This is a genomic window from Corallococcus sp. BB11-1, from assembly GCF_026626625.1.
Classification (GTDB): domain Bacteria; phylum Myxococcota; class Myxococcia; order Myxococcales; family Myxococcaceae; genus Corallococcus; species Corallococcus soli.
Map to the genome: position 1 here is coordinate 289,249 of NZ_JAPNJY010000028.1, position 26,816 is coordinate 316,064.

General features: G+C 68.4%; 20 protein-coding genes and 1 pseudogene. All 21 read right to left on the reverse strand.

What is annotated here, in order from left to right:
• Nucleotides 1-101: 101 nt before the first annotated feature.
• On the reverse strand, nt 102-686 hold the full coding sequence (locus OV207_RS22750; protein ID WP_267557196.1) for an imm11 family protein: 585 nt from the start codon (nt 684-686) through the stop codon (nt 102-104).
• 348 nt (nt 687-1,034) lie between these two features.
• Nucleotides 1,035-2,090 carry a hypothetical protein gene (locus OV207_RS22755; RefSeq protein ID WP_267557197.1) on the reverse strand — a complete coding sequence of 352 codons (1,056 nt, stop codon included), beginning with the start codon at nt 2,088-2,090 and terminating at the stop codon, nt 1,035-1,037.
• 204 nt (nt 2,091-2,294) lie between these two features.
• Nucleotides 2,295-2,840 (reverse strand): BTAD domain-containing putative transcriptional regulator, encoded by a 546-nt coding sequence (locus OV207_RS22760; protein WP_267557198.1) that lies wholly within the window; start codon nt 2,838-2,840, stop codon nt 2,295-2,297.
• Nucleotides 2,841-2,896: 56 nt separating this feature from the next.
• Nucleotides 2,897-4,003 (reverse strand): DUF1521 domain-containing protein, encoded by a 1,107-nt coding sequence (locus OV207_RS22765; RefSeq protein WP_193428178.1) that lies wholly within the window; start codon nt 4,001-4,003, stop codon nt 2,897-2,899.
• A gap of 159 nt (nt 4,004-4,162) precedes the next feature.
• Nucleotides 4,163-5,566 carry a hypothetical protein gene (locus OV207_RS22770; protein ID WP_267557199.1) on the reverse strand — a complete coding sequence of 468 codons (1,404 nt, stop codon included), beginning with the start codon at nt 5,564-5,566 and terminating at the stop codon, nt 4,163-4,165.
• Nucleotides 5,567-6,081: 515 nt separating this feature from the next.
• The gene (locus tag OV207_RS22775) at nt 6,082-7,665 is read right to left on the reverse strand and encodes a nitrilase-related carbon-nitrogen hydrolase (RefSeq protein WP_267557200.1); all 1,584 of its coding nucleotides are present in this window, start codon (nt 7,663-7,665) and stop codon (nt 6,082-6,084) included.
• Nucleotides 7,662-8,249, reverse strand: a complete 588-nt coding sequence (locus OV207_RS22780) for a PadR family transcriptional regulator (protein ID WP_267557201.1) — start codon at nt 8,247-8,249, stop codon at nt 7,662-7,664. Before OV207_RS22780 ends, OV207_RS22775 begins: the two co-directional genes overlap by 4 nt.
• A gap of 380 nt (nt 8,250-8,629) precedes the next feature.
• Nucleotides 8,630-10,981 (reverse strand): M4 family metallopeptidase, encoded by a 2,352-nt coding sequence (locus tag OV207_RS37680; RefSeq protein ID WP_324291555.1) that lies wholly within the window; start codon nt 10,979-10,981, stop codon nt 8,630-8,632.
• Between the two features lie 1,127 nt (nt 10,982-12,108).
• Nucleotides 12,109-12,315: pseudogene (locus OV207_RS22790) on the reverse strand (transposase); the annotation flags it as partial.
• 394 nt (nt 12,316-12,709) lie between these two features.
• Nucleotides 12,710-12,949, reverse strand: a complete 240-nt coding sequence (locus OV207_RS22795; protein ID WP_267557202.1) for a hypothetical protein — start codon at nt 12,947-12,949, stop codon at nt 12,710-12,712.
• 136 nt (nt 12,950-13,085) lie between these two features.
• Nucleotides 13,086-14,114, reverse strand: a complete 1,029-nt coding sequence (locus tag OV207_RS22800; protein WP_267557204.1) for a hypothetical protein — start codon at nt 14,112-14,114, stop codon at nt 13,086-13,088.
• 59 nt (nt 14,115-14,173) lie between these two features.
• Nucleotides 14,174-15,342, reverse strand: a protein-coding gene (locus OV207_RS22805; RefSeq protein ID WP_267552771.1) for an IS3 family transposase whose coding sequence is annotated in 2 segments (ribosomal slippage) — nt 14,174-15,087 and nt 15,087-15,342 — 1,170 coding nt in all. Because the reading frame shifts where the segments join, the coding sequence is not laid out codon by codon here.
• 269 nt (nt 15,343-15,611) lie between these two features.
• Complete coding sequence (locus OV207_RS22810; RefSeq protein ID WP_120565888.1) at nt 15,612-16,181, reverse strand: hypothetical protein; 570 nt, start codon at nt 16,179-16,181, stop codon at nt 15,612-15,614.
• A 19-nt stretch (nt 16,182-16,200) separates the two neighbouring features.
• On the reverse strand, nt 16,201-17,484 hold the full coding sequence (locus OV207_RS22815) for an AHH domain-containing protein (RefSeq protein WP_324291556.1): 1,284 nt from the start codon (nt 17,482-17,484) through the stop codon (nt 16,201-16,203).
• A gap of 362 nt (nt 17,485-17,846) precedes the next feature.
• Nucleotides 17,847-19,015, reverse strand: a protein-coding gene (locus OV207_RS22820) for an IS3 family transposase (RefSeq protein WP_267552771.1) whose coding sequence is annotated in 2 segments (ribosomal slippage) — nt 17,847-18,760 and nt 18,760-19,015 — 1,170 coding nt in all. Because the reading frame shifts where the segments join, the coding sequence is not laid out codon by codon here.
• 709 nt (nt 19,016-19,724) lie between these two features.
• Complete coding sequence (locus OV207_RS22825; protein WP_267557208.1) at nt 19,725-20,366, reverse strand: hypothetical protein; 642 nt, start codon at nt 20,364-20,366, stop codon at nt 19,725-19,727.
• Complete coding sequence (locus OV207_RS22830) at nt 20,363-21,241, reverse strand: ribonuclease HII (protein WP_267557209.1); 879 nt, start codon at nt 21,239-21,241, stop codon at nt 20,363-20,365. The genes OV207_RS22825 and OV207_RS22830 overlap by 4 nt, the downstream gene beginning before the upstream one ends.
• A gap of 290 nt (nt 21,242-21,531) precedes the next feature.
• Nucleotides 21,532-21,924 (reverse strand): carboxypeptidase-like regulatory domain-containing protein, encoded by a 393-nt coding sequence (locus OV207_RS22835; protein WP_267557210.1) that lies wholly within the window; start codon nt 21,922-21,924, stop codon nt 21,532-21,534.
• Between the two features lie 67 nt (nt 21,925-21,991).
• Complete coding sequence (locus OV207_RS22840) at nt 21,992-23,422, reverse strand: B-box zinc finger protein (RefSeq protein ID WP_267557211.1); 1,431 nt, start codon at nt 23,420-23,422, stop codon at nt 21,992-21,994.
• Between the two features lie 17 nt (nt 23,423-23,439).
• Nucleotides 23,440-25,212 (reverse strand): M61 family metallopeptidase, encoded by a 1,773-nt coding sequence (locus OV207_RS22845; protein WP_267557212.1) that lies wholly within the window; start codon nt 25,210-25,212, stop codon nt 23,440-23,442.
• Between the two features lie 38 nt (nt 25,213-25,250).
• Nucleotides 25,251-26,615, reverse strand: coding sequence for an RsmB/NOP family class I SAM-dependent RNA methyltransferase (locus tag OV207_RS22850; protein WP_193430789.1), 1,365 nt, complete (start codon nt 26,613-26,615; stop codon nt 25,251-25,253).
• Nucleotides 26,616-26,816: the final 201 nt, after the last annotated feature.

A 26,816-nucleotide genomic window follows, 5' to 3' on the forward strand; every position in this document is an offset into this window, starting at 1 on the left:
TGGCGCCAGGAGGACCTGCGGGAGCAGTTCCTCGAGTGCCACTGCGGCGTTCTTTCCAGCGAGCGGTGCGAACGTGGGGCGCATGGGGCCACCTCGGGAGGTCAGGTGGCGGGGACGTCCAGGATGAAGAACGTGATGTTCGTGGGCTTCGGGGTGATCTTCCGCCACGCATCCAGGACGCGCTCGCTCACGACATAGGACTCCGGGGCCTCCTTGATGCGGAAGAGGTCCGGCGCTTGAGCAATCTTCTTCGGATCCAGGACGTACTTCGTGATCCCCACGACCTTCCCGTCCAGGTATTCGATCTTGGAGGCGGAGGTGTCGAGCACATCCACGGTTCCCAGCGGGTTGACGACGAAGTAGTCGGTTGAGGCCAGTCGCTTCTTGTGATTGTAGATGGAGAGCGGCAGGTATTGCACGGGCCCGCGGTTGACCTCCTCCATCCCGTCCTTCAGTCGCTTGCTGACGATGAGCAGGCGTACGGTATTGGGGACGAGGTCCGGGAACTCGATGCCGGGCTCTTCATCCGACATGAAAATCTTCGCGTCTTGGGGATACTCGCCCGCATGGAGCTCGACGCCATCACCCAGCTTCCAGCTCTTGAGGCCCATGTCCTCGGGGAACTTGAGGAGGACGCAGAACTCTGGCCGGGTCTGGGCAAGCGTCTTGAGTAGATAGTATTTCACATCAAGTCCTTGGGCGGACTCTAGAATGAGCTGGACTCATTTTCGATCTGGGAGTGAAGTCTGTTCGCGTGCTTGTCGAGTGACGCGCCTGCTTCAATCTGGCCCCATTCGATGATCTGGTTCATCAGGTGCTCGGAGAGATTTTCGAGTTTCTTCTTGTCCAGCTTCGCGTCCGGAATCTTGTGTCCTTCCGGCTTCGCGCCATCGCAGATCGCCTTGTAGTCCTTGCTGATGCCGGTAAGGGCGTCACGGACAAGGCGGTGCGAGATGTCCGTCGTCTCCCATGAAACCTCCTTGCAGGGCCCTGCAAGGAGACCAGCCCTCTGAGTGTGGGGCGCGAACGGGTGCTCAGTCCATGCTGACGTACAGCTCGCCGTGCTGGGCGACCGAGCCAGGGGCGAGCGACCAGCTGGGGTGCTCGGGCAGCATGTAGAGGGCGCGCCGTCCCTCTGGCGTCCGCGCGGCGCCGATGAGCAGGTAGCGGCGCGTCCGCTTCGCCCCGGTGACCGTCAGCACGTCATGCTTCACGCTCCAGGCGCCCTGGTCGTCATCCGCCCCGAAGTTCATCGCGCCCACCTGGCCGGAAGCGCCCACGAACTTGTACTGGAACGTGTGGTCCTTCCCGAAGGTGAAGTCGATGCCGTAGCTGACCGTGCTCATGGTGGTGGCACCGGTGAAGGTGTTGACGTACTGGGTGGCGCTGTTGCTGGAGTATTGGAAGCGGCCCACCACCTCCGCGTCGTCCACCAGCGGCAGGCCCACGGGGCTTCCGCGCACGCCCTTCAGGGCCTCCTCCACCTTGGCGTACGACGTGTCCCACGAAAACGAGGCGCTCAAGTCCTCGCCGTAGCCGGTGCTCGCGAAGCTCTGGATGAAGACGAGCGGCTCGAAGCGATCATCCGCCTCCACCAGGTACAGGCTGATGAGGAAGGACCGGCCGTTCCCCTTGTGCTTCACCACCTCCGTCGCGAAGAAGGCGCGGGCGCCGTTGGCCATGAAGCGTCGCATCACCCTGGGGTGGGGCGGCACGCCGTTCCAGTCCGCGCCCACGCGCTCGCGCCACAGCCGCACGACCTTGCCCTCACCGTCGTCGAGCCCCGGAACGCTCGGCAGCCGCAGGGCCTCCACACCCAGCGGGTCGCCGTACTTGTTGGGATACGCGATGATGAAGCGCCCGTCCGGCAGGGTCTTCCAGCCCTGGGGCGCGTCGAACGCGAAGCCGCCCGGCTCGCCCTTGCGCCCGGCGTGGGTCCGGGCCTCGGCGCTGGGAGCCGTCCCGGGCACGGTGTCATCCCCCGCGATCAGCCCCAGGGCCAGGAGCCCCAGGGTGCCCGTGCAGCACAGCGCCGAAGCGCCTCCGACCGCGATGAGGATCCAGACGAGGGGGCTCTTGGGACGCGCCATGGGGAAAACCCGGGGTGGAATCGCCGTTCACCCGTAGGTACGCGCACGCGACCGTTTCTTCCCAAGGCTTCCGCCCGGCCCCTGGTGCCGCACTCGGACAGCTGCTCGCGACGCCGCGATGGCTGGACGCAACTCCGTCCTGGACGCTCACCGGTGACTGCCTCGCGGCGGCCCCGCCGGGAGTCTCCCATCCTTGAAAGGGCCCTACTTCTTCGCGGCGGGCTTCGCCTTCGCCTGCTCCGCCTGCTTCTTGAGGGCGAGCAGCGTCCCTCGGGCCCGCTGCGTGGCCTTGCGGCGCAGGCCGGGGTCGTACTCGATGGCCTTGCCCAGGTCCTTCAGCCCTTCCGGCACCTTGCCGCGCCGCAGGAGGATTTCGCCGCGGCCCACCAGCGCGTCCACGTTGGAGCTGTTGAAGCGCAGGGCCTGGTCGTACGCGCCGAAGGCGTCGTCCACCCGGTCCATCGTCATGTAGACGGCGCCCAGCTGCGCGCGGAACACCGTGTCGTGTGGCGCGGCGGCCACCAGGCCTTCGAAGATCTGCAACGCGACCTTCGTGCGGCCGACCTGGAGCATCTGGTGGCCCGTGGCGGCGTACTTGTAGAGCCGCTCGTTCGACAGCCCGAGGAACTGGCCGAGCGTCACCTCTCCCCGGATGAGCTTCTCCGCCAGCGGCGGCGCGTCCTTCGGCCCGTCCGTGGGGGACTCGGCCTTGTTGCTCACGGCCTTGCTGCTTGCGGCCTTGCTGCTCACGGACACCTCACGCCGGGGGCCGGGTGCGAGCGCCCCCCGAACACAGCGGGTTACGGTCAGACGAACAGGTTGCGCTTGACAATATCATTCAAGCGGCCGACGTCGTCGAGCGCGCCGAACATGTTCTTCACGCTGTCGAAGGACTTCTGGATGCCCTCGCGGTGCTCGTCCTTGTTGTACTTGTCCAGGTCGTCGTTGCCCGTGAACGGGTTGAAGCCCAGGGCCTGGGTGTTGCCCAGGGCGTTGAAGGTCTTGGTGACCGCCTCGGTGGCCTTGCTCAGCGCGTTGTCGCGCGTCGTGTCGAAGGTCGCCTTGTTGAACGTGGCCGAGCTCGTCTTGCCGTCCGAGTTGGAGATGGCCTTCTCGCCCAGCGTCATGAAGTCGCCGGTCTTGAACTTGTCCACGGTGCCGTCGTTGCCGGTCACCTCGCGGCCCACGTAGGACCAGGAGGCCGTGGAGTCGCCCATGTTCAGGCGGTCATCAAAGTTCTTGGTGGTGAAGTCCGCGGAGGTCTCCCAGCCGTCCTTCGTGATGGGGCCCACCTTGCCCTTGCCCTTGTCGATGCCGGTGACCTGCACGTGGTCATCGCCGCAGGTGACGTCGAGCTGGCCCGTCACGGTCATGCCGTTGCCGTACGGCACGCAGCCCACGTGGATCTGCGTGCCGTCACCCAGCACGAAGGTGGTGTCGCGCTTGAAGTCGAACTTGCCGCCGTCGCTCTCGTCGACGTGCGGGTCGCCCCAGATGCGGGTGCTCTTGCCGTCCGGGCCGGAGATCTTCCACTCCTGCGTGCCCAGCTGCTCGATCTTGTAGCCGCCCGGCGTGGTGATGACGCCGTTGCTGTCCACCTTGAGCTTGTCCGCGGGGCGCATCTGCGCCTCCCACTTCGGCGCCTCCGAGGGGAAGGCCCCGTTCGTCGCGGCCTGCTGGGCCTCGGACGAAGGCGCCTGGCTGGTCACGAAGGCGCTGCCGTCCGCGGTCTTCGTGGAGGCCGGCTGCGTAGCGGCCTGCTTGAGCTGCGCATCGATGAGCGACAGCGCCTCGTTGGCGGTCGACTCGATGAGCTTGATGTTCTTCGCCAGCTCCGCCTCGCTCAGGCCGGGAGCGTTGGTGGTGCTCTGGAGGACGCGCGGGCTGCTGCCGGTGGAGGTGATGCCAGCCATGTTTTCCCCTCGGGGGATGGGCGCCTGGGGAGGCGCTGGATTTCTCAACCCGGAGTATCCCGCCGTCCCGAGCAGAAGTTGTGCCTGCCCGGTGAATTCCAGCAGGGCGGGACGCGCGGCGCGAGTCCCGGTGGCGGGGCTGGCGCCATCCCCGCGAAACTACTGGTTGTCCAGGGCGATGCGCAGGCCGGTGATGAAGGCGTACTTGATGGCGGTGGCGCTCTGCTTGTCCTTCACCATCTCGTCGGCCTTCTTCAGCCAGGCGTTGATCTCCACGTCGCTGGGGGGGCGGGAGTTGGGCCCCAGGACCTCGCGGTAGGCCTCGATGAGCACGCGGGTCAGCGTGGCGCGGTCCGTCCTGTCCAGGCCGTCACGGGCCTCGCGCATCATGGACGGCAGGGTGTTCTTCACGCCGACGGCGTTCATCTTGTCGTCGTCCACCATCTTCCGGGCCTTCTGGGTCCAGGTCTCCAGTTCGCCGCCGGTGGGGTCGCGGCCGAAGGTGGTCTTGAAGGCGTCCTTCGCCAGGTTGCGCAGGGTGGCGGTGTCCGTCTTGTCCAGGCCGTCGCGCACGTCGCGCATCATGGATGGCAGCGTGGTCATCACGCCGGTGGCGTTCATCTTCTGCCCGTCCACCAGCTTCCTGGCCTCGCCCTCCCAGCGGGACAGCTCGCTGCCGGTGGGGTCGCGACCGAAGGTGGTCTTGAAGGCGTCCTTCGCCAGGCTGCGCAGGGTGGCGGTGTCCGTCTTGTCCAGGCCGTCGCGCACCTCGCGCATCATGGACGGCAGCGTGGTCATCACGCCGGTGGCGTTCATCTTCTGCCCGTCCACCAGCTTCCTGGCCTCGCCCTCCCAGCGGGACAGCTCGCTGGCGTTGGGGTCGCGACCGAAGACGGACTTGAAGGTCTCCTTCGCCAGGCTGCGCAGGGTGGCGGTGTCCGTCTTGTCCAGGCCGTCGCGCACCTCGCGCATCATGGAGGGGAGGTTGAACTTGATGGAGATGGCGTCCATGCCGTTGTCCGCCAGCTTCTGGGCCTCCGCCGCCCACCGGGTGAGCTCGGCTTCACCGGGGGCCCGGCCGAAGATGGTCTTGAAGGTCTCGCCCGCCAGGTTGCGCAGCTCGGATGCGCCAGGCTTCACGGCGGTGCCGGCCTGGATGGCGCGGAGCTTCTCGATGACGGCGTACTTGATCTCCGTCGCGTTCTTGCCCTTGCCGGCCAGCTCCTCCGCGAGCTTGACCATCTCCTTGCGCTCACTGCTCGTGGGAACGCGGCCGATCTGCTTGTAGGCCTCATCCACGTTGGCGGTGAGGGCGGACGGGCTGGGACGGCTGTCAGGCAGCAGCGGGCCCTTGGGTGTGGGGGCCGCCTGCGCCGTGACGTAGCCCGTGCGGGCCACGTCCGTCGCGGGAGCCGCCGCGGTGGGCGCCGCCACCGCCTGCGTGGCGGTCAGCTGCTGGAGGCTTTGTAGGAATTGGAGCTCCGCTTCCTGCCCCGACTTCGCAGTCGTCTGGGTTTGGGAGCTGGAAGGAACAGCGTTGAGCGCGCGCTCGGCAATCTTCACGGAATCTCCTAGGGAACTGCGGGAGTCCTCCCCCGTCTTCGATTATCCAAGGATATCCCGGAAAGTTTCGGTAAATGCCAGCTCCGGAAAAATGCAGGAAGGATGCAATGAAAAGCGATACCGCGCATCCCTCGCGCGGGATTGCCCAACGCAGCGCATCAGCAAGCAGCCCGGGTGTCTGGTTGCTTGTCCAGTGGGCAACCGAATCCGGATGAGAGATTGAACCGGTTCTACGACCGCTGTAGGGGGTTCTTCCTTCGCGAGCCCACCGCTTCGGACATGGCGCCCCGCTCGTGGAGGCAGCGATTGCCGCTGCCCGGTCCGCTCCAGGCGCGCAATCGCTGCCATTCCGGGTCCCCTGATCAAGAGGGGAGCGCCGCAGGTCGCGGCCTGCTTCAGGCGCCACGCGGCGGGAGTCGGTAGGGACGCTCGTCGACGCGACGGCGCTGCTGCCCGGCCCCGTCGTTCATCCAGGCCCGGGTTCGTGCTTGCGCCTTGCGGCATTCCGCCTGACTTCAGGGCGCGGCAGGAGTCTGGGCTGTCGGGCCTGTGGGCTGCGTGGCGGTGCTTCGCCGTCGCGCGAGGAGCCCGCGGACGGAGGCCTGGAGCATCCATCCCAGCGCGACCAGCCCGGAGAGCACACCCACCGCGTCCCCGATGCGCGCGTAGAGCGTGGGCACCCGCCCCACCGGCAGCTCCGCGCGCAGCACCCGCTCCTCCGCCGTGAAGTGGTCCAGCTCGCCATACACGCGCCCGTAGCCGTCCACCGCCACGGAGAGCCCCTGGTTGACCTGCCGCACCATGCTGAAGCCCTGCTCCACCGCGCGGAACACCGCCTGCCGCGTGTGCAGCGGGCTGATGCCCTTCCAATCGCTCGACGGCAGCAGGAGCAGCTCCATCCCTCGCTCCGAGGCGCTGGCGAACACCCCCGGGAAGTCTCCGTCGAAGCAGATGGCGCCTCCCAGGACTCCCACGCCGGAGGCCATGCCCACCGCCGGCTCCGTGCTGCCCGGGACGGAGTGCTCCGCCTCCCAGCCCGGCACCGGCCGGGACTTCACGTAACGCCACGCCACCGCGCCGTCCGGCCCCACGAGGATGAGCTCGTTGCGCAGCATCCGCTGCGCCTCGGGCGTGAGGCTCGCCACCGACATGCCGAGCCACACGCCGTGCTCGCGTGCCAGCGCGCTTCCCTTCGCGATGAGCGCCTCCAGCTCCCTGGCCAGCACCACCGCGTTCCCCTCGGACCAGAGGAGGAGCTTCGCCCCGCTCGCGGCCTCCCGCTCCGACAGGCGCAACAGCTCCTCGTTCACCCCGCGCGAGGCCTCGGCGAAGGCGCGCCAGTCCTCATCGCCAAAGACGTCGCCTTTCATGAGCCGGGACAGCCCCGCCTCGCGGCCCGTGGCCAGCTCCCCCGCCACGGTGATGCCCGCCACCTGGACGGGCCTCCCCACGCTGTCCGCCCCCGCGAGCCGCAGCGCGCCGAAGCCGAGGATGGCCACCACCACCGCCGCGTACACCGCCACCCCGGTCAGGACGCGGCGCCCCGCCTCGCGGTGTTCGAGCGCCCAGTTGGCCACGGTGGCGAACCACACCAGGACGAACGTCAGGCCCCACAACCCCGTCACCGACACGAGCTGCACCAGCACCGGCACCCGGGCCTGGGTGTAGGCCAGCACGCCCCAGGTGCCGAACGGGTTGCCCAGGCTGCTGAAGTACTCCACGCCGGTCATCAACGCCGGCAGGAAGAGCGTCCCCGCGAAGGAGCCCCGGGGCCCCACGATGAGCCGATCCGCCAGGTATCCCCCCGCGACGACCATGGCGCCCCCCAGGGCCATGCCAAAGGCGCTCGCGCCGGAGCCCGGGAACACCCCCAGGTTCGCCACGCCGGCGGCGACGGTGTTGGCCACCAGGAGCCCCACGAAGCCCACCACGGGGCGCTGCCGCCGGGAGAAGAAGAGGAACAGGGCGCCCATCCACCAGCCGGGCAGCACGGCCCACTCCGTGTTCAGCAACAGCAACAATCCGCTCCCCACGCCCAGGGCGAGCCACGGCATGAACATGGGCAGCCGCCGCGCTCCCTCATCCGGATGACCGCTCATCGCGTTCTCCTCTTCTTCGTCGAATCCGTTGTCCGTTCCATCCGCTGGAGGGCCTCACGCGCCTCGTCACACCAGCGCAGGTGCGCCTCCAGCCCGAGCAGCCCCGCGCGAATGGACAGATGCCAGTAGGGCAGCTCCGGGTCGTCTCCCTTGGAATGGCGGACGCTCTCGTCAATGAGGCGCAGCGCCGCCAGCAGTCCCTCCGCTTCGGCGCGGCTGCGCTCCACCTGGGCCAGGGAGTCCGCGGGCCCCACCTGGGCCCCGAAGAAGAGCTTGAGCAGCAGCTCGTTGCGCTCGACGTGGGGGGGCACCGGCCGCCTCAACCACTCCGCGAGCGCCGTCCGTCCCGCCGCCGTCACCCGGTACACCTTCCGGATCCGTCCGCCCCGCGAGGGCTCCTCCGGTTCGAGTTCAACGAGGCGCTCCTCCGCCATCCGCTCCAGCGTCGGGTACAGGTTGCCGTAGCTCTCCTGCCAGAAGTGCCCCACGGAGCGCTCGATGGTGCTTCGCAGGTCGTATCCGCTCATCGGCTCCCGGCACAGCATCCCCAGGATGGCGAACCGACAGGTGCTCTCCCTCGGCATGGCGATCTCCTCCAGGCCGATATATCAGGCTGATATATCGGCGCGCCAGCCCTCCGTGGGCACCACGCCCGGACTGCTGGCGCGCGCATCTGAAGTGAGGGGCGGCCTGGGGGAGAGGACCCAAGGGGCTGCGCGGGCGGGTCCACGGAACCGGGCTCCTCCCAGAATCACCGCGCTGCCGCTTGAGGGCGAAAGCGCGGAACGCTCTGCGGAACCGGGGCAACTTCACTATCGGCTTCGCTACCCGGTGGAGTGCTTCTTCCATGACCTCAAGTGCTTTCGCGCCGCCGCCACCCGGTACGGCAAGACGGCGAGCAGCTACCTCGCCGTCCTGCACGTCGCCTCCATGCTTCTCTGGCTGCGTTAGTCAGGGATAACGCCTAGAACACTTGCAGGCCCACCGCGTAACCGGTGATGGATGCCGGCGAAACCGCGATGTGGTCCTTCGACGCGACCGAGCATCCCGAGTTGACCGGCTTGATCCTCCACAGCAGGCTACCGTCGCCGCTCCAGTTCACGAATGCACCGCAACCGGTGAGCGCATAGGCCGTGCCCAGGGCCGCAGTGTAGCTCGGATGCGAGGCCACCGCCGAAGTGCCGCCGTTGACGACGTTGCCAATCGTGCCGACGCCCGGGATCGAACTGCGAATGCCAATCGCATACGCCTGCGCGGACGCGGGCGAGTGGGTTTCAAGATCCTTCGAGCGCACGCGCCAGGCGCTGTTGCCAGACGGTGCGGAGCCAGTCGCGAGGTTGCCCGCGCCGCTCCAGTTCACCCGGATGCCGCCGCCTGCCAGCACGTAGCCCGCCGGGACGGTCGCGGTGACATCCGGATGGTTGACGGTGGCGCTCGTCGCCGTGGTGACGCTCAGATGGCTGCGCAGTTGCGCCGCGGTCAGACCCGCGACCTTCAGCCCAATGGCCCAGCCGCGCACCCGGACGGGATCGGACTGGACGTGGTCCTTGGTGGAGACCAGCCATGAGGTCAGCCCGGAATCCGGATAGGAGGCCGTCAGCAGGTTGCCCTCCGGGCTCACCTTGCCCTCCGCGCCGCCGCCCACCACCACGAAGTCACCAGGCACGCTCACCGCGAAGTTGGTGTTGTGACTGGCGCTCGTCGGCGAATAGCGCTCGAATACGGCGATGGTGAGCTTGCCGCTGGCATCCGTCCGCCGGAACAACTCCACCACGCCGCCACAGTCGACCCCGACCGCCGCGAAGGCCGAGGACACGTCGGAGACGGTGTATCCGTAGTCCTGTGCCGCCGCCTGCACACCGCACGCGCCCTGGTTGAAGTCCGTGCTCGGGCTCCAGTACAGGTCGTTGGCGCGGGCGAAGACCTGGAACGCCCTCTGCGTGTTCCAGCCCGCCTTGGTGGCCAGCAGGTAGAAGGCCTTGTTGTACACGCCCGACGAGTAGTGCACGTCCAGGCCGTTGTAGTATCCCGAGGCATGGTCAATGGACACTCCGTCCTGCGGCGGATTGGCCATGTAGCGCAGCGCGCCGCTGCTCTTGAAGATGTCGGCGCCGACCAGGAAGTCGTTGCTGCCGCGCATGTAGTACTCCGCCGCTTCGCCCGCGATGTCGGAGTAGGCCTCGTTGATGCCGCCAGACTGGCCGGAATACACCAACCCCGAGTTCTGCTCGGTGAACCCGTGCGACACCTCATGCGAGGCGACGTCCAGACTGACCAGCGGGTAGAACGTCGTGGCCCCATCGCCGAACGTCATCGCCGAGCCGTTCCAGAACGCGTTCTCATAGCGACTGGAGTAGTGCACGCGCATGGTCAACTGGAAGGTCAGCGGAGCCCTGGCGATGTACGCCTGGTACATGTTGAAGATGACGCTGCCAAAGTAGTGCGCGTCGTTGAGCGGCGAGTAGGCGCCGTTGATGTTCCTCACCGTGTTGCGCGGGCACGCGTAGGAGAACGCCGTGGCGCCGGACGTGCCGCCGTTGAGATCCACGGTCTTGACGTTCGCATTGGTCATCGTGCACGTGGTCCCCGACTGGGCGACGTCCAGATAGCCGTAGTGCGTCCCGTAATCGTACGCGCCCGTCTTGAGATTGCCGCCAGGGCCGGTGCCGACCAGCACGTGCTGCAGGTTCTCCCACTGCTTGAGCACGCGGCCATCCTCCGCGTCGACGATCACCATCGGCCGGGTGGGCGCGCCGCCGAAGAAGGTGTCAGCGAAGTAGCTGACGACGTAGCCCTTGTGGGCGCGGCCGTCGTCGTCGATGAAGATCATCAACGGGGCCTTCTCGTCGGTGATGCGCATGACGCCGACGCGGTTGCCCAGGCTGGCGCCCTTGGCGATGTCCAACGCCTGCGCGGCGGTGAGCCGGGGAGCGTCGCCCGAGATTTCCCTCTCCAGCCCGGTGACCTTGCGGCCAAACAGCGCGCGGAGTTCGCCGCTGGCGTCCTCGTTGACGATCACGTGCTCGCCGAAGATGGGCAGGCCCCGGAAGGTCTGCTGGTAGCGGTGGTTGCGCACCCCGTGGTCGCTCACGCTGCGGATCAAACTCAGGCGCGACTCCGCATCCAGGCCGAGGACCTGTGCATGGCGGTCCTGCGTCCGGTCCGCGCCACCCGTGCTTGAGAGGGCCGCGCGTTGCTGGCGGAGCGCACCGACATCTTGCGCATGCAGGTCGACGCGGCTCGCCGCGGAGGCAGTGCCCGCGGAGAGCAACAACGTGGTGGCGACGGCAATGGAGTTCGGGTGGGGGCGTTTCACGTGGGGTGCTCCTGGGGGTTGATGGGGATGAGCCCATGGCGCGGCCGGGGCCATGGTCTTGGCCCAGGACCGCTTTGCTGCTCGCGACAAAAAGTTTTGTTTGCGCAGCCTGATGTATGGCTTCGGATTGAAGAACGACGAATGATTCCAATCGGTCCAGTACGTCGACATCGACAGAGAGGGTGGGCGTAAGCGGAGGCCCCCGTCGAGAGCGCGCGGGACAATCCACCTGGCATGGCTCGTTTCATTGCCCTTGGGCCACCACGGTGCCGGCGGCTACGGCGTAGGCGAAGGTGTTGTCGCCAATCTTGAAGTCGATGCAGGGAGGCTGGGCATGTTGACGCTCGCTGCATGTGCAGCGCGCGACGCCGACCGCCATCTACCCGACGATGATTGCAGCTCGCATGGGTCTCCTGGCGTTGTCGGCTTTTTGGGCATTAGAAGGATAACACGACATTTCTTCCAGGCCAAGATGGGCCCGCACTTCGCGTGAAGAGCGCGTGCCGGGCGGTGCAGGCTGCTGGTCCCTTCCGCATTGGCACGCACTGCTGGGATGGCGCTCCATGCAAACGCAAGCGGCGTCGAAGTCGGGTGGTCCAGGGGCCTCCTCCCCCTGTGGCAGGGAAGTTGTCGCCCCGGCAGAGCGGCCGGGATGATCATGCCCTGGGCGCGAGAGCAGGCACGAAGCCGTGCCGTACACGGATGGATTCAAGTCCCAGAGGGTGAAGCGGATGGTGGGCCCTCGGCGCGGTGAGCCGCAGCGTTGGCCTGCCATGTGGGCGCGTTGCAGCCGCCGTTGTCGCAGTGGCTGCGGGAGGCGAATATGTTGGCGGCGATGACGCCCCCGCCTGCTTCAACTTCAACCCCTGGCTTCTCGTGCGACCCTGCATACCCGGAGCAACAGCGACAGCCCGCCCGTTGATCTCCACCCGGCCAAAGGACTGGATTCAAGGTTCATGGGCGAGATCACAGTGTCACGGTCGAGGCTCTTGTTGGGCCGGATGGCGAGGGGTTGGTTTCTGGTTATGTTTTGAGATGAAGGATGGTGAGGAGATTCTGAAGGAGGCGGGGTTGTTGATCTCGTCGTTGAGGGGTGAAGGCCGGATTCATCCTCAGTTTTACAGCACCTAAAAAATGTCAGGGTAGAGCCTGCGTAGGAGCATGACGCAGCAGCCGAGGACGAGGAAGCCGAAGTGGACATCGTCCCTGCGCTCGTCGCGGACCCGAAGCCTGCGGAGCTGGTTCTTCCAGGCGAGGGTGCGCTCCACGACCCATCGGTAGCGTCCGAGCCGTTCCTTGGACTCGACGCCAGGGCGAGCGATGCGCGGAGTAAGCGGCCCGGGGACGGCCCCTGGCGGGGTGTCACCCCGGCCTGCCATTCCACCCACCGCGCCGGGTCGATGCCGAGGCCCTTCGTCGCCCGAGGAGGGTTGTGAGCCATCCCCTGGAGCTCGCGGCGATGATGACCCAGAGCCCTTCGGCGGAGTCATGGGGAGTGCGGACGATGTGACTGCGTCCTGTCTGCTCTCGCCCCCAGGGCGTGGTCATCCCGGCTGTTCAGCCGAGGCGACAACTTCCCTGACACAGGGGGCTCCCTGACGCCGTCTCCATCATGTCTCCAAGACTGGAGGGGAGTTCGGTAGGCAGGTGGGAATGGACCGCATCGGATTGTCGGCCACCTGCGTCGACTGCATGAGCGCCCGCTGCTTCTGAGCAGGAGGCGCTCTATCAGCTCCATGTGCCAGGGAAGTGCCTGTCCATCCAGCGATTGAACTGCTCCATCGACTCGACGGTCTGCTGCGCTCCTGAAGTAGGGTCGTAGAGCGACAATGATTGCCCTATGGCGAGCCTGTGGGCGAGAGACTTCAGTCTTGCCAGCAGCCAGGACATGGGGGTCGCGCTGTTGTAGCCGTATGCAGCATTGAATTCGAGGTAGAGGTCTTCGTCGACACGGCCCGTCTTCTCCATGTCGCGTCGCTGTTGGGCCAGGGGGCGATGTCCACTCATCCTGCGTCCTCCGTTTCGCGGTTTCGTTCGCGTCTTCACGCTGACACATGCCACTGATGCGCCTCTTCAGGAGGCAAGGCCTGTTCAAACGCCTGCGTCAGGGAGCCTGCTGCGCGAGGGCCTGGAAGGTCTTGCTGTCGGCACGGAAGAAGGCCGTGCCAAGTTTTTCGCTCAGCGCCTCGAAGGCGCGCTGGGCCATGAAGTTGTAGACGGCGGAGCTGCTGGGGGCGCGGTCCGGGTCGTGGACCGGGACGTCCTTGGGCGGCTTGACCTGAAGGCTGAAGCGCACGGGCTGTTCCCCTGGCATGCGCAGGGTCACCGCGAAGTCGAACTGGATGCCCGCGAACTGACGCCCGCTGTGCCCGTGCTTGTAGGTCATCCCAGGCCAGCTGACCGTGTAGTCGATGTCGATCCTCGGGCGCGCCTCGTCGGTGCCCTTCGCCTGCGTGGGCAGCGGGTCCCCGTGCACCAGCGTGAGCAGGCCGTCGGGGAGGACCTGACGGAAGGCATTTCCCAGCGCCTTGACGGTATGGCCTTCGAACCACTCGATGCTCGATGCGCCAAAGTGACCCGAGGGCGGGGTGACGCTCGTGTCTTGTGTCCCCTGGGCCGCCTGCCAGAGCAGACTGTCGGCGCTCTTGAGAGAGGGTGCCAGCTGGCGCCGGAAGCCGACGGGTACCACGGAGGAGTCGGAGGACTCCAGGTGCGTGAGCAGCCTGCTCATGAAGAGGACTGCCTGGGGATTCTGGGGGGAAGCCTCGCTCAGATACCCGGCCCGGGCGGCGGCGAACAACTCCTGGAGCTGGGCCTGGGCTTGCGCGTCCACCCCGGGGGGTGGGTTCCCATTGCGGAAGCGGCGCAGCGCGACGACGGAGTGGGTGGGCAGCTCCCGGAGCTCCGCCTCGGGGAGCAGCCGCGCTCGCACCTCCAAGGCCTCCGTCGAGTCCGGGTAGCGCTGGAGGAAAGCCTTCCACCCGGCGGCGGTGCGTGGGGTGGCCTTGAACGCGGCGCGGCGCATGCGCCCCCGGACCTCTTCCATCCCGGGCAACATGGGACGCAGCGACAGGAAGTACTTCCAGCACTCCTCGGTGTCCTTCGTCTCGCAGTCCAGGAGGCTGCGCTGCATGCCGAGCTGACGCGCCTCCGCGACGTGGTGAGCTTGCCCGGTTTTCGTGGACAGGTGGGTTACGCAGCCAACGGCACCTGTGAGGCGGCCTTCTCGAACTCGACGGGGCTGACGTAGCCGAGCGAGGAGTGCCGCCGCTTGCGGTTGTAGAACACCTCGATGAACTCGAACAAGGCGGACTTCGCGGACTCGCGCGTCAGGAAGTCTACCTCGTGCACCAACTCCGTCTTCAGGGTGGAGAAGAAGCTCTCCGCCACGGCGTTGTCCCAGCAGTTGCCTTTGCGACTCATGCTGCACTGGATGCCGCGGGCGGCGAGGGCTCGCTGGTAGTCTTCACTGGCGTATTGGCTGCCGCGATCCGAGTGGTGCAACAGCCCCTTGGGGGGACGGCGGCCCTTGAGCGCCATGTCGAGGGCCGAGAGCACCAGGTGCCGGTCGATGCATCGGTCCATGGCCCAGCCGATGACGCGCCGACTGAAGAGGTCCAGCACGACGGCCAGGTACAACCAGCCCTCTCGCGTGGGCACGTAGGTGATGTCCGTCACCCAAGCCCGGTCGGGCTTGGATGGATTGAAGTCGCGAGCGAGCACGTTGGGTGCCACCGGCAGGCCGTGCTTGGAGTCCGTGGTGTGCACGAAGCGCCGGCGCCGACGGGCCCGCAGCCCGGCCTCGCGCATCAGCCGGGCCACGCGATGCCGGCCTACGTGCTGCCCCTGCGCCTTCAGCTCGGCGCGCACACGCGGGCTGCCGTAGGTGCGGCGGCTGTCCTGGTGCACCTGCTGGATTCGCTCCGCCAGCGCCGCATTGGCCTTCTGGCGGGCGGACGCCTCCCGCCCCTCCCAGGCGTAGTAGCCCGCTCGCGACACCTCCAGCACACGACACAGCAGGGCTACCGGGTAGCTCGCCTTCTTCTCCTGGATGGCCGCGAACCTCACGTGCTCTCCCTGGCGAAGAAGGCCGCCGCGTTTTTTAGGATTTCACGCTCCATCCGCAGCTGGCGTACCTCGCGGCGCAGCTGGGCGAGTTCTTCCTTCTCACCCGTCGTCAGCGCCCCGGACGGCCCCTGGCCTGCATCGGTTCGTGCCTGCCTCACCCAGGTTTCCAGGGCGCTGCGCGTCAGGTCCAGGTCCTTGGCCACCTGCGCCCGGGACTTGCCCTCCTCCAGCACCTGCTTCACCACCCGGGCCTTGAACTCCGGCGTGTACTTCCTTCGCTCTCGTCTCGGCATCATCGTGGACATCCTTCGGTCACCTCATCTCGGGTGTCCACAAAACCCGGGGAGGCTCAGTTAGAGCTGTGGCGCCTTCCGATCCGGCGCGCAGTGACAGCAGCAGCCCACGTTGAGCATCACCTCGGCCCATGGTGCCTACCAGCCCGGCGCGTAGCGGCAGCCACGGCCCACGTCGAGCACCACCTCGGGGCCGGACTGCTCACCCGATACGCGGTGGCAACCCACGGCCAACGCCGAGCACCACCTCGGAGCCGTGGAATATGCACCTAAACCTCTTCAAACTTCATTCCCGTGGCGTCCAGGCGCTCTAGCGCATCGCGGATTTCCTCACGGACGATTAAGGCGATGTGCCAGCCCCAGGTACGGAACACCTTGGAGTCGCCCACCTTGGAGGGGTCAATGCGCAAGCCCCATATATCCCGGTACTGTCCGACCTTCTCAGGTCGCCCATCCTCTGGCGTCCATATCTGGACCTCTTCGCAAGCCTCGTTGGCAATGCAGCGAATCAACCTGTTGGCCACGAGGACGCAGAACGGCTCGGGTTGGCCCTCAATCCCCACAGGGAAGAGCTGCACGTCCTCGGGAGCGAGCTGAGCGAAAACGGGCACGACCCTGGGATGTACCACCGGGGTCGCGATGCCCCCATAACTAAAGTCCACCGCCCTTCCCGGTCTGGTAACGGGAAGCGTCAAGCGTCCCGGGTCGGGAAGGCGCCTTCCATCCGTGAACGCCCACGGGTCGTCCAACTCCCGGCCCTGAAGATCAGCGAGCATTCCCAGCGACCAACGGCCCTTGACGGACATATCGACAGCAAGCTTGAAGTACCGCTTCGGCATGTTGACCATTCTGGCCCCGCTAGGTGCCCGTCACCAGCCTGTTGAACTTGGTGCCTGGAGTGGCGATTTCCTGCCCCAACTTGCGGAGTTCGGCTGTCAGCGCCTCGCGGCATTGCTGCATGGATCGGCACCCTCTTGTTGCGTCAGTCAGCCGCTCGAAAACTCGCTCGTGATACTCCAAGGGGTGCGGTCCCTTGTGGCCCTTGACGCGAACGATGTTGGACGGGTCGTCCAGCGACATGCCCGCCTTGTCGAAAATCTTCTGAAACTCAGGCGACCACGGGCCGTCATTGTGGGGGGACTTCCACCACTTGTTCGTGGCGATGTGGTGGTCGTGGCCCTCCGCATCCACCGGGGCGGCAGCCGTGCCCCCCAGGGCTCGTGCCGTCATGGCCACCGCATTGGGGGCGAGTGCCACCGTGACGGCCTCGCCCGTCACCGCCACCGCTCCCACTTCGCCCACGGCGCCAAGGCGGATACCCGCGCGGCCCCCGGCCAGTGCCGCCGCCTGGGCGGAACCGGGCAGCGTCGGCACCTTCGAGGCGAAGCCCGCAGCCGTGTTTCCGATGGCCACCGTCGCCAGCAGCGCGAAGGCTCGCGCCGCGTTCCGGCCCATCACCTTGCCGTAGCCCTCACCCGCATCTCGGAGTTCGTCAAACGTGGTGGCCCGGTCCGCCTCTTCCACCAGCCGTTTGAAGCCCGCTATCAGCGTCCAGAAGGTGTCCACCCCAAGGTAGACAATGGCTGTCGCCGTCATCACGGCAGCCAAGCCCTTGGACACGGGCTCTGGCACCGACCAGAGGACCAGATAGAAGGTCATGGTCCACAGCGCTGCCGAGAGCGCCGCATGCGGATCGGCCATCCCTTTGAAGGCATCCAGCATCTCTTCCAGGACAACCCCTTGAGCCATGGCCATGGCCAGCGCATAGCGCCCGTCTCCGGTGACGGTAGGATTCTCCGCCAGCAAATGCAGACAGTCGCCCTTGCGCCCGGTGCGCTCGCACCAACGCAGATATGCCCGCGTCAGCTCCACCTCTGCTAGCGGCATGTCGGAGACCAGTGCAGCCCCCTCCATTGGCGTCATCCGCCGGGTGCGCGGATCGAAGAGGTACGTGCCGCCTCGGGCGTCCACTCCCATCAGGCGCCGCGCGGCCTGCTCGGGATTGGCCGGGAGACTCACGCCCCGCGCCAGCCTCGCCACGGCCGCTTTGAACTCGCGCCGCTCCACCTCCACCGGCCCGGCTTCGTCGCTGTGAGGCGTGAAGACGACTGGCGACCCCTGGCCTGTTTCCAAGCGCACCATGCGCCCTGAGGCACAGCCTGTCAGCCAAACCAGCAGGAGTAGCGCGACAGCGCGATGTACCCTCATCAAGTCCCCCAGCAGGAAAGAGCTTCATCCTCCAGGGCGAGGTAGGGCCACGGCCAGAACCCAGCGGATCGGGCCTCCCCGAGCGCCACCTCATGGCGTGGCATCTGCGAGGTACGCAGCGGCGGCGAGGATTTATGCCGAGCACTACCTCGGGGCCGTGGCGCCTGCCGGTGCGTGGTGGCCGCCAACGTCCGTGCCGAGCGCCAAGGCGGGGCCGTTGAGCTTGCCCGCGCCGAGCACCACCTCGGGCTGTATAGATGACCCGTGAGCTTGCCCGGTTTTCGTGGACAGGTGGGTTACGCAGCCAACGGCACCTGTGAGGCGGCCTTCTCGAACTCGACGGGGCTGACGTAGCCGAGCGAGGAGTGCCGCCGCTTGCGGTTGTAGAACACCTCGATGAACTCGAACAAGGCGGACTTCGCGGACTCGCGCGTCAGGAAGTCTACCTCGTGCACCAACTCCGTCTTCAGGGTGGAGAAGAAGCTCTCCGCCACGGCGTTGTCCCAGCAGTTGCCTTTGCGACTCATGCTGCACTGGATGCCGCGGGCGGCGAGGGCTCGCTGGTAGTCTTCACTGGCGTATTGGCTGCCGCGATCCGAGTGGTGCAACAGCCCCTTGGGGGGACGGCGGCCCTTGAGCGCCATGTCGAGGGCCGAGAGCACCAGGTGCCGGTCGATGCATCGGTCCATGGCCCAGCCGATGACGCGCCGACTGAAGAGGTCCAGCACGACGGCCAGGTACAACCAGCCCTCTCGCGTGGGCACGTAGGTGATGTCCGTCACCCAAGCCCGGTCGGGCTTGGATGGATTGAAGTCGCGAGCGAGCACGTTGGGTGCCACCGGCAGGCCGTGCTTGGAGTCCGTGGTGTGCACGAAGCGCCGGCGCCGACGGGCCCGCAGCCCGGCCTCGCGCATCAGCCGGGCCACGCGATGCCGGCCTACGTGCTGCCCCTGCGCCTTCAGCTCGGCGCGCACACGCGGGCTGCCGTAGGTGCGGCGGCTGTCCTGGTGCACCTGCTGGATTCGCTCCGCCAGCGCCGCATTGGCCTTCTGGCGGGCGGACGCCTCCCGCCCCTCCCAGGCGTAGTAGCCCGCTCGCGACACCTCCAGCACACGACACAGCAGGGCTACCGGGTAGCTCGCCTTCTTCTCCTGGATGGCCGCGAACCTCACGTGCTCTCCCTGGCGAAGAAGGCCGCCGCGTTTTTTAGGATTTCACGCTCCATCCGCAGCTGGCGTACCTCGCGGCGCAGCTGGGCGAGTTCTTCCTTCTCACCCGTCGTCAGCGCCCCGGACGGCCCCTGGCCTGCATCGGTTCGTGCCTGCCTCACCCAGGTTTCCAGGGCGCTGCGCGTCAGGTCCAGGTCCTTGGCCACCTGCGCCCGGGACTTGCCCTCCTCCAGCACCTGCTTCACCACCCGGGCCTTGAACTCCGGCGTGTACTTCCTTCGCTCTCGTCTCGGCATCATCGTGGACATCCTTCGGTCACCTCATCTCGGGTGTCCACAAAACCCGGGGAGGCTCACCGTGCCGAGCAACACCTCGGAGCCGTGGTGTCCTCGCCATATGGAGTGACTGCCAGCCTCCGCGCCGAGCACCACCCGGGCGCCGTGGAGCTTGCCCGGTGCGCAGTAGCGGCCAGAGCCCGTGCCGACCACCACCTCGGGGCTGCGGAGTTTGCCCGGTGCGCGGCGGACACTCGCGCCGAGCGCCACCTCGGCCCCCGTGGTGCCCATCCCGTGCGCAAGGGTGGCCAGACCCAAAGTCCCGGGCCACCTCAGACGCGAAGCGCTGCGCCGGATCGGCCTATAAGGCAGGCCGACAATGCAAAGCTCGCTATGAACACCGCATGCGCAGAGGTTTTTCGGCCCTACTCGGCCAACGGGAAGAGGTGTCCAAGGGGATGAACCACCGTCAGGCGAAGAAGACAGAACACGAGCCCGTTGGCGCACTGGAGAGTTGGAGGCTTCACCTCTCAAAGACGTTCAACTTTGGTCCAATTTCGGTCCCAACTGACCGAATTTGGTCCCTGGAGTCAAACCGCGCCCCCTCTGCTGGAGGGGGCGCGGCTCAAGGCGGTGGGTTACTTCTTGTGGAGGCGGAGGGAATCGAGCCCTCCGCCTTGAAGTCACCGCCCGATGTCTTGATACAGACCGCAACTCAAGCCCTGAGCCCTCAGCGCGCGGCGGCGCGTTGCAGGTGGATCATCGCCTCATCCAGCAGCGCGGCCACGCCCCGCTTCACGACGTGCACCACCTTGTGGTGATGCGCGGGCGGCCCGTGCGTGTAATGGCCAGACACCTTGTGGTGTAGCTCCGTGGCACCCCACACCAACACCAGGTCCGCCCACTCCAGGTCGCTCCGCGCCCGGTCCGACGTGCGCCGCTCCGTGCCGTCCACCATGCGCAGGTCGATGTGGCCGCCCAGCTTCGACTCCAATTCCTCTCGCACCGCGGGCGAGCCACCCACCACCACCACGCGGTTCACGTTCTGGTCGCGGCAGACCTCCAGGAACGCCACCTCCGCGCGCCGGTTCGCGGACCCGCCGCACCGCGCGCAGTGGCTCCGGGGCTCCACGCGCAGGGGCTCCCGGCCGCTCGCCGTCGCCACCTGGAGGCAGGCGGGATCCGCGCACACCTGGAAGAAGCGCTCGGTCAGCACCTTGGCCGCTCGCAGCAGCTTGGGCTCGCTCATGCGGGCCTTGCCCGGCCGCGTGAGCCCCGCCTCCTCCAGCACGCCGCGCGCCCGCACGCGGGCGTCCATCAGCGTGACGCCCCGCTCGGCCAACCACCCGTCGATGTCCCGGTCCGCGCTCATCGCTTCGCCACCTGTTCAGACGTAGCGGCGAACAGGTCCGTCTGCATCGGGGCGGGCGCGGAAGGCTGTCCCAGGCCGAGCGCCTCGCGCACCGGCCCGAAGCTCCTCCGGTGGATGGGTAGCACCCCCAGGGCTTGAATCGCCGCGACGTGCTGCGCGGTGGGGTAGCCCTTGTGCGCCGCCAGCCCATAGCCCGGGTAGCGCGTGTCCAGCTCCGCCATCAGCCGGTCGCGCGTCGTCTTCGCCAGCACCGACGCCGCCGCGATGCTCAGCGACAGCGAGTCGCCCTTGATGATGCCCCGCTGCGGCGACGGGCACTGGGGGATCGTGCGCGCGTCCACCAGCACGTAGTCCGGCGTCAGCCCCAGCCCCTCCACCGCGCGGCGCATGGCCAGCAGGCCCGCGTGGTAGATGTTGAGCCGATCAATCTCCTCCACCTCCGCCTGGCCCACCGCCCACGCCACCACGTCGCGCTTGAGGGCCTCCGCCAGCGCCTCGCGCTTGTCCGGATCCAGAATCTTCTTCGAGTCATCCAGCCCCCGCAGCCGGTAGCCCCGGGGCAGGATGGCCGCGGCGGCGACGACGGGGCCCGCGAGCGGCGCCATGCCCGCCTCGTCCACGCCCGCCACCTTCAGCAGCCCCTGCTCCCACAGCTCCGTCTCGAACTTGAGCAGGTGGCGCAGCCGCTGGCCCTCCGCCCGGTTCTTCTCCTGGCGCGAGCGCAGCCGGCGCGCCAGGCCCTGCGCGCCCTGGCGGGGGTCGGCTTCCAGCGCCTCCAGCAGGCCCTGGGGGATGGGCTGCGCCTGGGTGACGAACCGCCCCGTCAGCTCGGTGACCGAGCACTGGAGCAGCACTTCCACACTGTCTGCGGACATGGGGGACCTTCAAGGGGAGCTGCGGTAATGCCTACCCGGCGGGTAGCGCGGTTGCACGGCTTACTGGAGCGGGGGAACACCAGTGCCGCGACAACACGTCCAGCACCCCGACGTCCGGCTCACCGAGCGGGCGGCCTGGAGGAAGGGGAGCCTGTCCAAAGCGGGGGCGCGCATGCGGGTTTGACGCATGGCGTAAGCCGTACCGCACGCGGGCAGGTCAGCACAACCGCCCCACGGCCCCAGACGGCGGATTTCCGCGCCGTCCGGGCCCTGCCTGACAGGTGTGGACGTCAGTCCTGCAATTCGAGGGTCAGCTCGGCGGGAACAGGCGTGCAGTGACATGCGTCACACGTCCACTCCACGCGCTGCGCGGCCGTGACGTGCGAGCCCGCGGTGGCCATCACCCGGATGGGGCTGGGCGCGAGGTGCTCGTTGATGGCCGTGGTGAGGCCCCGGTCATCCGTCACGCCGGTGATGCTGACGTTGCTCTCCAGGTTGGTGGCCGTCACGGTGGCCCCCTGGATGCGCGCGCCATCCGACGACACCACCTGCACCCGCAGCGACATGGGCTCCGCGCACGAGTCCTCGTGGCGATTGGCGCTCGGGGCTTCGTCACAGCCCGTCACCACCAGCGCGCTCGCGAGGAGCCCCCACCATCCATACGTCCGAATCCGCTTCCCCATCCCCACGCCCCCAACCCGTCCCATGCACGCAATCTGGTACCGGGGGACGGGTGCCGCAACGCGAGAATCATGCGGCGGGCATCACCTTCGCATGGGCAAAACGGGCGGCCTCCGTGTCCGGATAGCGGTGCAGGATGTACCGGTAGATTTCCTCCGCGCGCACCGCGTTTCCCATCTTCTCCCCCTGCACGCGCGCCAGCAGCACCAGGGCGCGGGGCGCGGTGGGGTCCTCTGGCGCCGCGTCCGCCGCGGCCTCCAACGCTTCGACCGACAGTGGGAAGTTTCCTTCCACTGCCGCGGCCTGTCCGACGAACAGGTGCTGCGTGGGCGAAACATTCAGACGGGGCAGAACGCGCAGGGCCGTGTACAGGGCGAGCGCCTGCGGCACGTCGCGCGCCTCCACCGCCTGCGTGAACGTGGCCAGCCGCGACGCCACCTCCTGCGCGGACAGCGCCGCGTCCGCGGGCTCGGGGGCCCCCGGTTCGCCGCCGCGCAGGGGCTGGGGAGCGCGCTCCGGGACGGCGTGGGCGAGCACCGGCTCCATGAACTCGCGCGTGGGCAGGTAGCCCAGCGCATCGCCGTACACGTACAGCACGAGCCCCAGCACGTTCGCGGCGGCGAAGGGGGCAATCAACGTGGCGGCCTCCGCGAACCACCGCGACAGGAAGAAGACCTGGAACTCCAGGATGGCGTCCGCCTGCCGGTGGATCGCCGCGTGGACGATGGCCAGCATCACGAACACGCCCATCACGGTGGCCGCGGCGCGCCCCAGGGCCCGGATGCACGCGAGCGCTCGCAGGGGGTGGAGGGCGCCGAGGATGGACTGGCCCATGGAGGCCAGCAGCCACGCCCACGGCAGCCACAGGACGCCCAGCAGCGCCAGGCCCCAGGTGAGCGGGTCCGCCAGCGCGGCGGGGGACAGCACGGTCTCCAGGGGCGCGCCCACCACGAGGAGGAGGAAGGGGTCCGCGGACGGAGGGGCCAGGAACAGGGCGCGCGCTATCGCGGGCAGGAAGACGCCGACGGTGACGCACAGACCGCGCAGGCCCGGCCACAGGTTGTCCCGGACGATGTCGCTGAAGTCAGGGGACTCCGGATCCGCGTCGCCCCGGGCCGCGCCGCGCACGAGCGCGAAGAAGGTGGTCCAGAAGACGCCCAGCGCCAGGGTCAGCGGCAGCACCTGGAAGAGGCGGATGCCCGCGCCCAGCGAGCGCAGCACGGCCAGCATCAGGCTGACGGCGACGAGCGTCTGCAGGCCCGGGCCCGTGAGCGGGTAGCGCAGGGCGTCCTTCAGGCGCTGCCGGAAGTCGGAGTCCGAGCGGTGGCGCAGGAGCACGTTCGCGGTGCCCCCACAGCGTCCGCAGGCGAAGTACTCCACCGTCCCCATGCGCCGGGTCTCCACGCAGGAGGGGCACAGCAGGGACTCGCACTGCTCGCATCGCCAGCCGGCGACGGCGGCGGGGTGGGACGGGCACCGGGTGGAGGCAGGGGCGGCCATGGTGCCGCGGAAGCCTACTATGCCGGGCCGGGCGTCTCGTCCCAGGGCGCGCCGAGCCAGGCCTGGAACGCGGCCTTCTGGGCGTCGGTGGGGCGCTCCACGCGCTGGAGCCACACGGCGTCCGCGGGCTTCTGGCCCAGCACCACGGGGACCTCCAGCAGCCGGTCGCGGCGGAACAGCGTCACCTTCACCGTGTCACCGGGGCGCTTGTCCTCGCAGCGCGCAATCAGGCCCGCGCCGTCCGCGCGCCAGCCGTCCAGCGCCACCACCTCGTCGTCCGGGTAGAGGCCCGCCTCCAGCGCGGGCGTGCCCTCCGGCACGGTGGACAGCGTGGAGGCGCCGCGCAGGGTGACGCCCAGCCAGCCCTTCGGCCGGGGCTCCTGCTTGAGGCGCGGCGGCGTGCCGCCCTTGTCGTTGGGGGCCTCGCGCACGCGGAAGGACACCTCCAGCCCGACGTGCGCGAAGACGCTGTAGTCCAGGTCCTCCGTGGAGCGCACCGCCCGGTCGAAGAAGGGCGTCAGGTCCACGCCCGCCACCGCGCTGGCCGCCTTCTCCACGCCGTCCTCCGGCACGCCGGAGCCGTCGCCGTGGTGTCGCCACAGCCAGCGCATGACGTCATCCAGGCTCTTCGCGTCCCGCGTGGCGCGGCGCACCTCCATGTCCAGCAGCGCGCAGACGACCTCGCCCTTCAGGTAGTAGGAGACGGCGCTGTTGGGGGAGTGCTCGTCGGGGCGGTAGTGCTTCACCCAACTGACGAGCGACGCCTCCGTGAGCGTCTGCACGCGCCGGCCCGGCGTGGAGTGCAGCAGGCTGAACGTCTCCCCCAGGCGGGCCAGGTAGCGCGGCGCGGACATCAGCCCGGCGCGGCGCACGAAGAGGTTGTCGTAGTAGGCGGTGCCGCCCTCGAAGGCCCACAGGAGCGTGGTGTAGTTCTCCTGCGAGTAGTCGAACGGCACCAGCGCGCGGGGCTTCACGCGCTTGATGTTCCACAGGTGGAAGTACTCGTGCGCCACCAGCGTGAGGAAGTCCTCCCAGCCCCGGTGCGAAGCCAGGCCCGTGCGCGGGAAGAGCAGCGCGGTGGAGGCCTGGTGCTCCAGCCCGCCCCGGCCCTTGTCGGTGAGGTAGACGAGGAACAGGTAGCGCTTGAGCGGGAGCCCGTCATACATGCGCGCCTGCGCTTCGCAGATGCGCTGCATGTCCGCGCACAGCCGCTCCGCGTCCGGCACGCCGTCGCCCCACACCACGACTTCATGGGGCACGCCCGCGGCGGTGAAGGTGAGCGGCGTGTGCGGCCCCACTTCAAACGGGCTGTCCACCAGCGTGTCGTAGTCCTCCGCGTGGAACGTGCCGGCTTCGGAGTCCAGGGCGCAGAAGGTGCGCCAGCCCGGGGGCGCGTCCACGGTGACGCGGTGGGGCAGCTCCCGCGTGGCCTCCGTGTAGAGGAACACGGTGGCGCCGTTGAAGTAGCCGTGGCTGCCGTCCAGGTGGCTGGTGCGCACGGTGAGCTCGTTCGCGTAGACGCGGTAGCGCAGGGTGACGGCGTGGCCGCGCGCCTCCACGCGCCAGGTGCGCTTGTCCACGCGGCGCACCGGCAGGGGCTGGCCGTCCTCGCCGGTGGCGGTGACGTCCTGCACCTGGCGGGCGTACTCGCGCACCAGGTAGCTGCCCGGTGTCCACACCGGCATCACCGCGTCGAGCGTGTCGGGTCCGGCGGGGAAGGAGGCCTCCACCTCGAACAGGTGCGCATGCGGACGGGGCATGGCGACGCGGTAGTGGACGGCTTGCGACATGGCCGGGGTGCCTTTCTCGCGGGGGACTTCGGGTGGGGTTACTTCGCGCGGACGAGCACGGCGCCGAAGAAGCCGTCGGTGCCGTGGAGGTGCGGGGCCAGGCGCATGAAGGGGCCGGCGCTCACCTTCTTGCCCAGCTCCGCGCCCAGGATTTCGGCCACGGGGCGCACGGTGAACTCCGGGTGCCGGGACAGGAAGTCCTGCACCACGTCCTCGTTCTCCTCGCGCAGCACGCTGCACGTCCCGTAGATGAGCCGGCCGCCGGGCTTCACCAGGGTGGAGAAGCGCTCGAGCAGGGCCTTCTGCCGGGCGACGTGCATCTCCAGGGACTCCGGCGTGAGGCGGTAGCGGGCGTCCGGCTTGCGGCGGAAGGTGCCGGTGCCGCTGCACGGCGCGTCCACCAGCACGCGGTCCGCCTGGCCCTTGAGGGGCTCCAGCGCGGCCTCCGCCTCCGGCCCTTCGGGCGGGATGATCTGCGTGCGCACGTTGTGCACACCGGCACGGCGCGCGCGCTTGCGCAGGTCCTCCATGCGGCCCTCGTCCACGTCGAGCGCGTGCAGGTCACCGCGGTTCTTCATCTGCGCGGCCAGCTGGAGCGTCTTGCCGCCGGCGCCCGCGCACGCGTCCACGACGCGGGTGGGCGGCGCGTCCACGAGCATGCCGAGCAGCTGGCTGCCCTCGTCCTGGATTTCGAGCCAGCCGTCCTTGAAGTTCTGGAGCGAGAAGATGTTGAGGCGCGTCTCCAGCGTGATGCCCAGCGGGGACAGCGGCGTGGGCTTCGTGGACTCCACGTCCTCGGCGGCCAGGCGCTCCTGGAGCACGTCGCGGTCGCCCTTGAGCGAGTTGACGCGGGCGTTGAGCGGGGCGCGCTCGTTCATCGCCTCGGCGGCGCGGCTGGCGTCCTTGCCGAAGACGGCGCGGAACTTCTCCGCGAGGAAGTCCGGCAGCGACGCGGCGATGGGGAAGCGCTGCGCGTCGGGCAGGCCGTCCAGTTCGGCGGCGGCGTCCGGGAGCCGATCAAGCACGGAGAGGTCCGTGCCGGACAGGCCGCTGGTGCGCGAGACGTAGTTGGGGTCCTCGCCGTGGAGGATGCGGGACGTGGCCAGCCGCATGACGTCCTGGCGGGTGCCGTCCAGGGTCTCGAAGTTGTGGTGGGAGCGCTCCAGCAGGAAGTCCACGGTGCGCTGGCGGCGCAGCAGCGCGTAGACGCGCTCGGCCACGGCGCGGCGCTCCGTGGAGTACAGGAGCGTCTTGCGGCGCAGGACGAACTCCAGGGCGCGGTCGGACAGCCGGCCCTCGCGGCGCACGCCGCCGTAGGCCTCCAGACAGGCCTGGAGGACCAGGTCTTCGCGCAGGGGGCGGTTGGGGTTGGGACGGGCGCGCTCGTGCTGGGCGCGGCTCATCTTGGGTTTGTCGGGGCGTCCGCCGGCTTCCTTGCGCTTCGGGGCGCCGGGGCGCCGGGGCGGGTGGAGCCCACCGCCACCCTTGGGCTTCGAGGCGGTAGCACGGGAGGGTGCCGGGCCGTCGGGGCGGGACGAGCGGGGCCCGCCGGACTTCGGGGCTGAACTGCGGGAGGGTCCCGGGCCGCCGGGGCGGGACGAGCG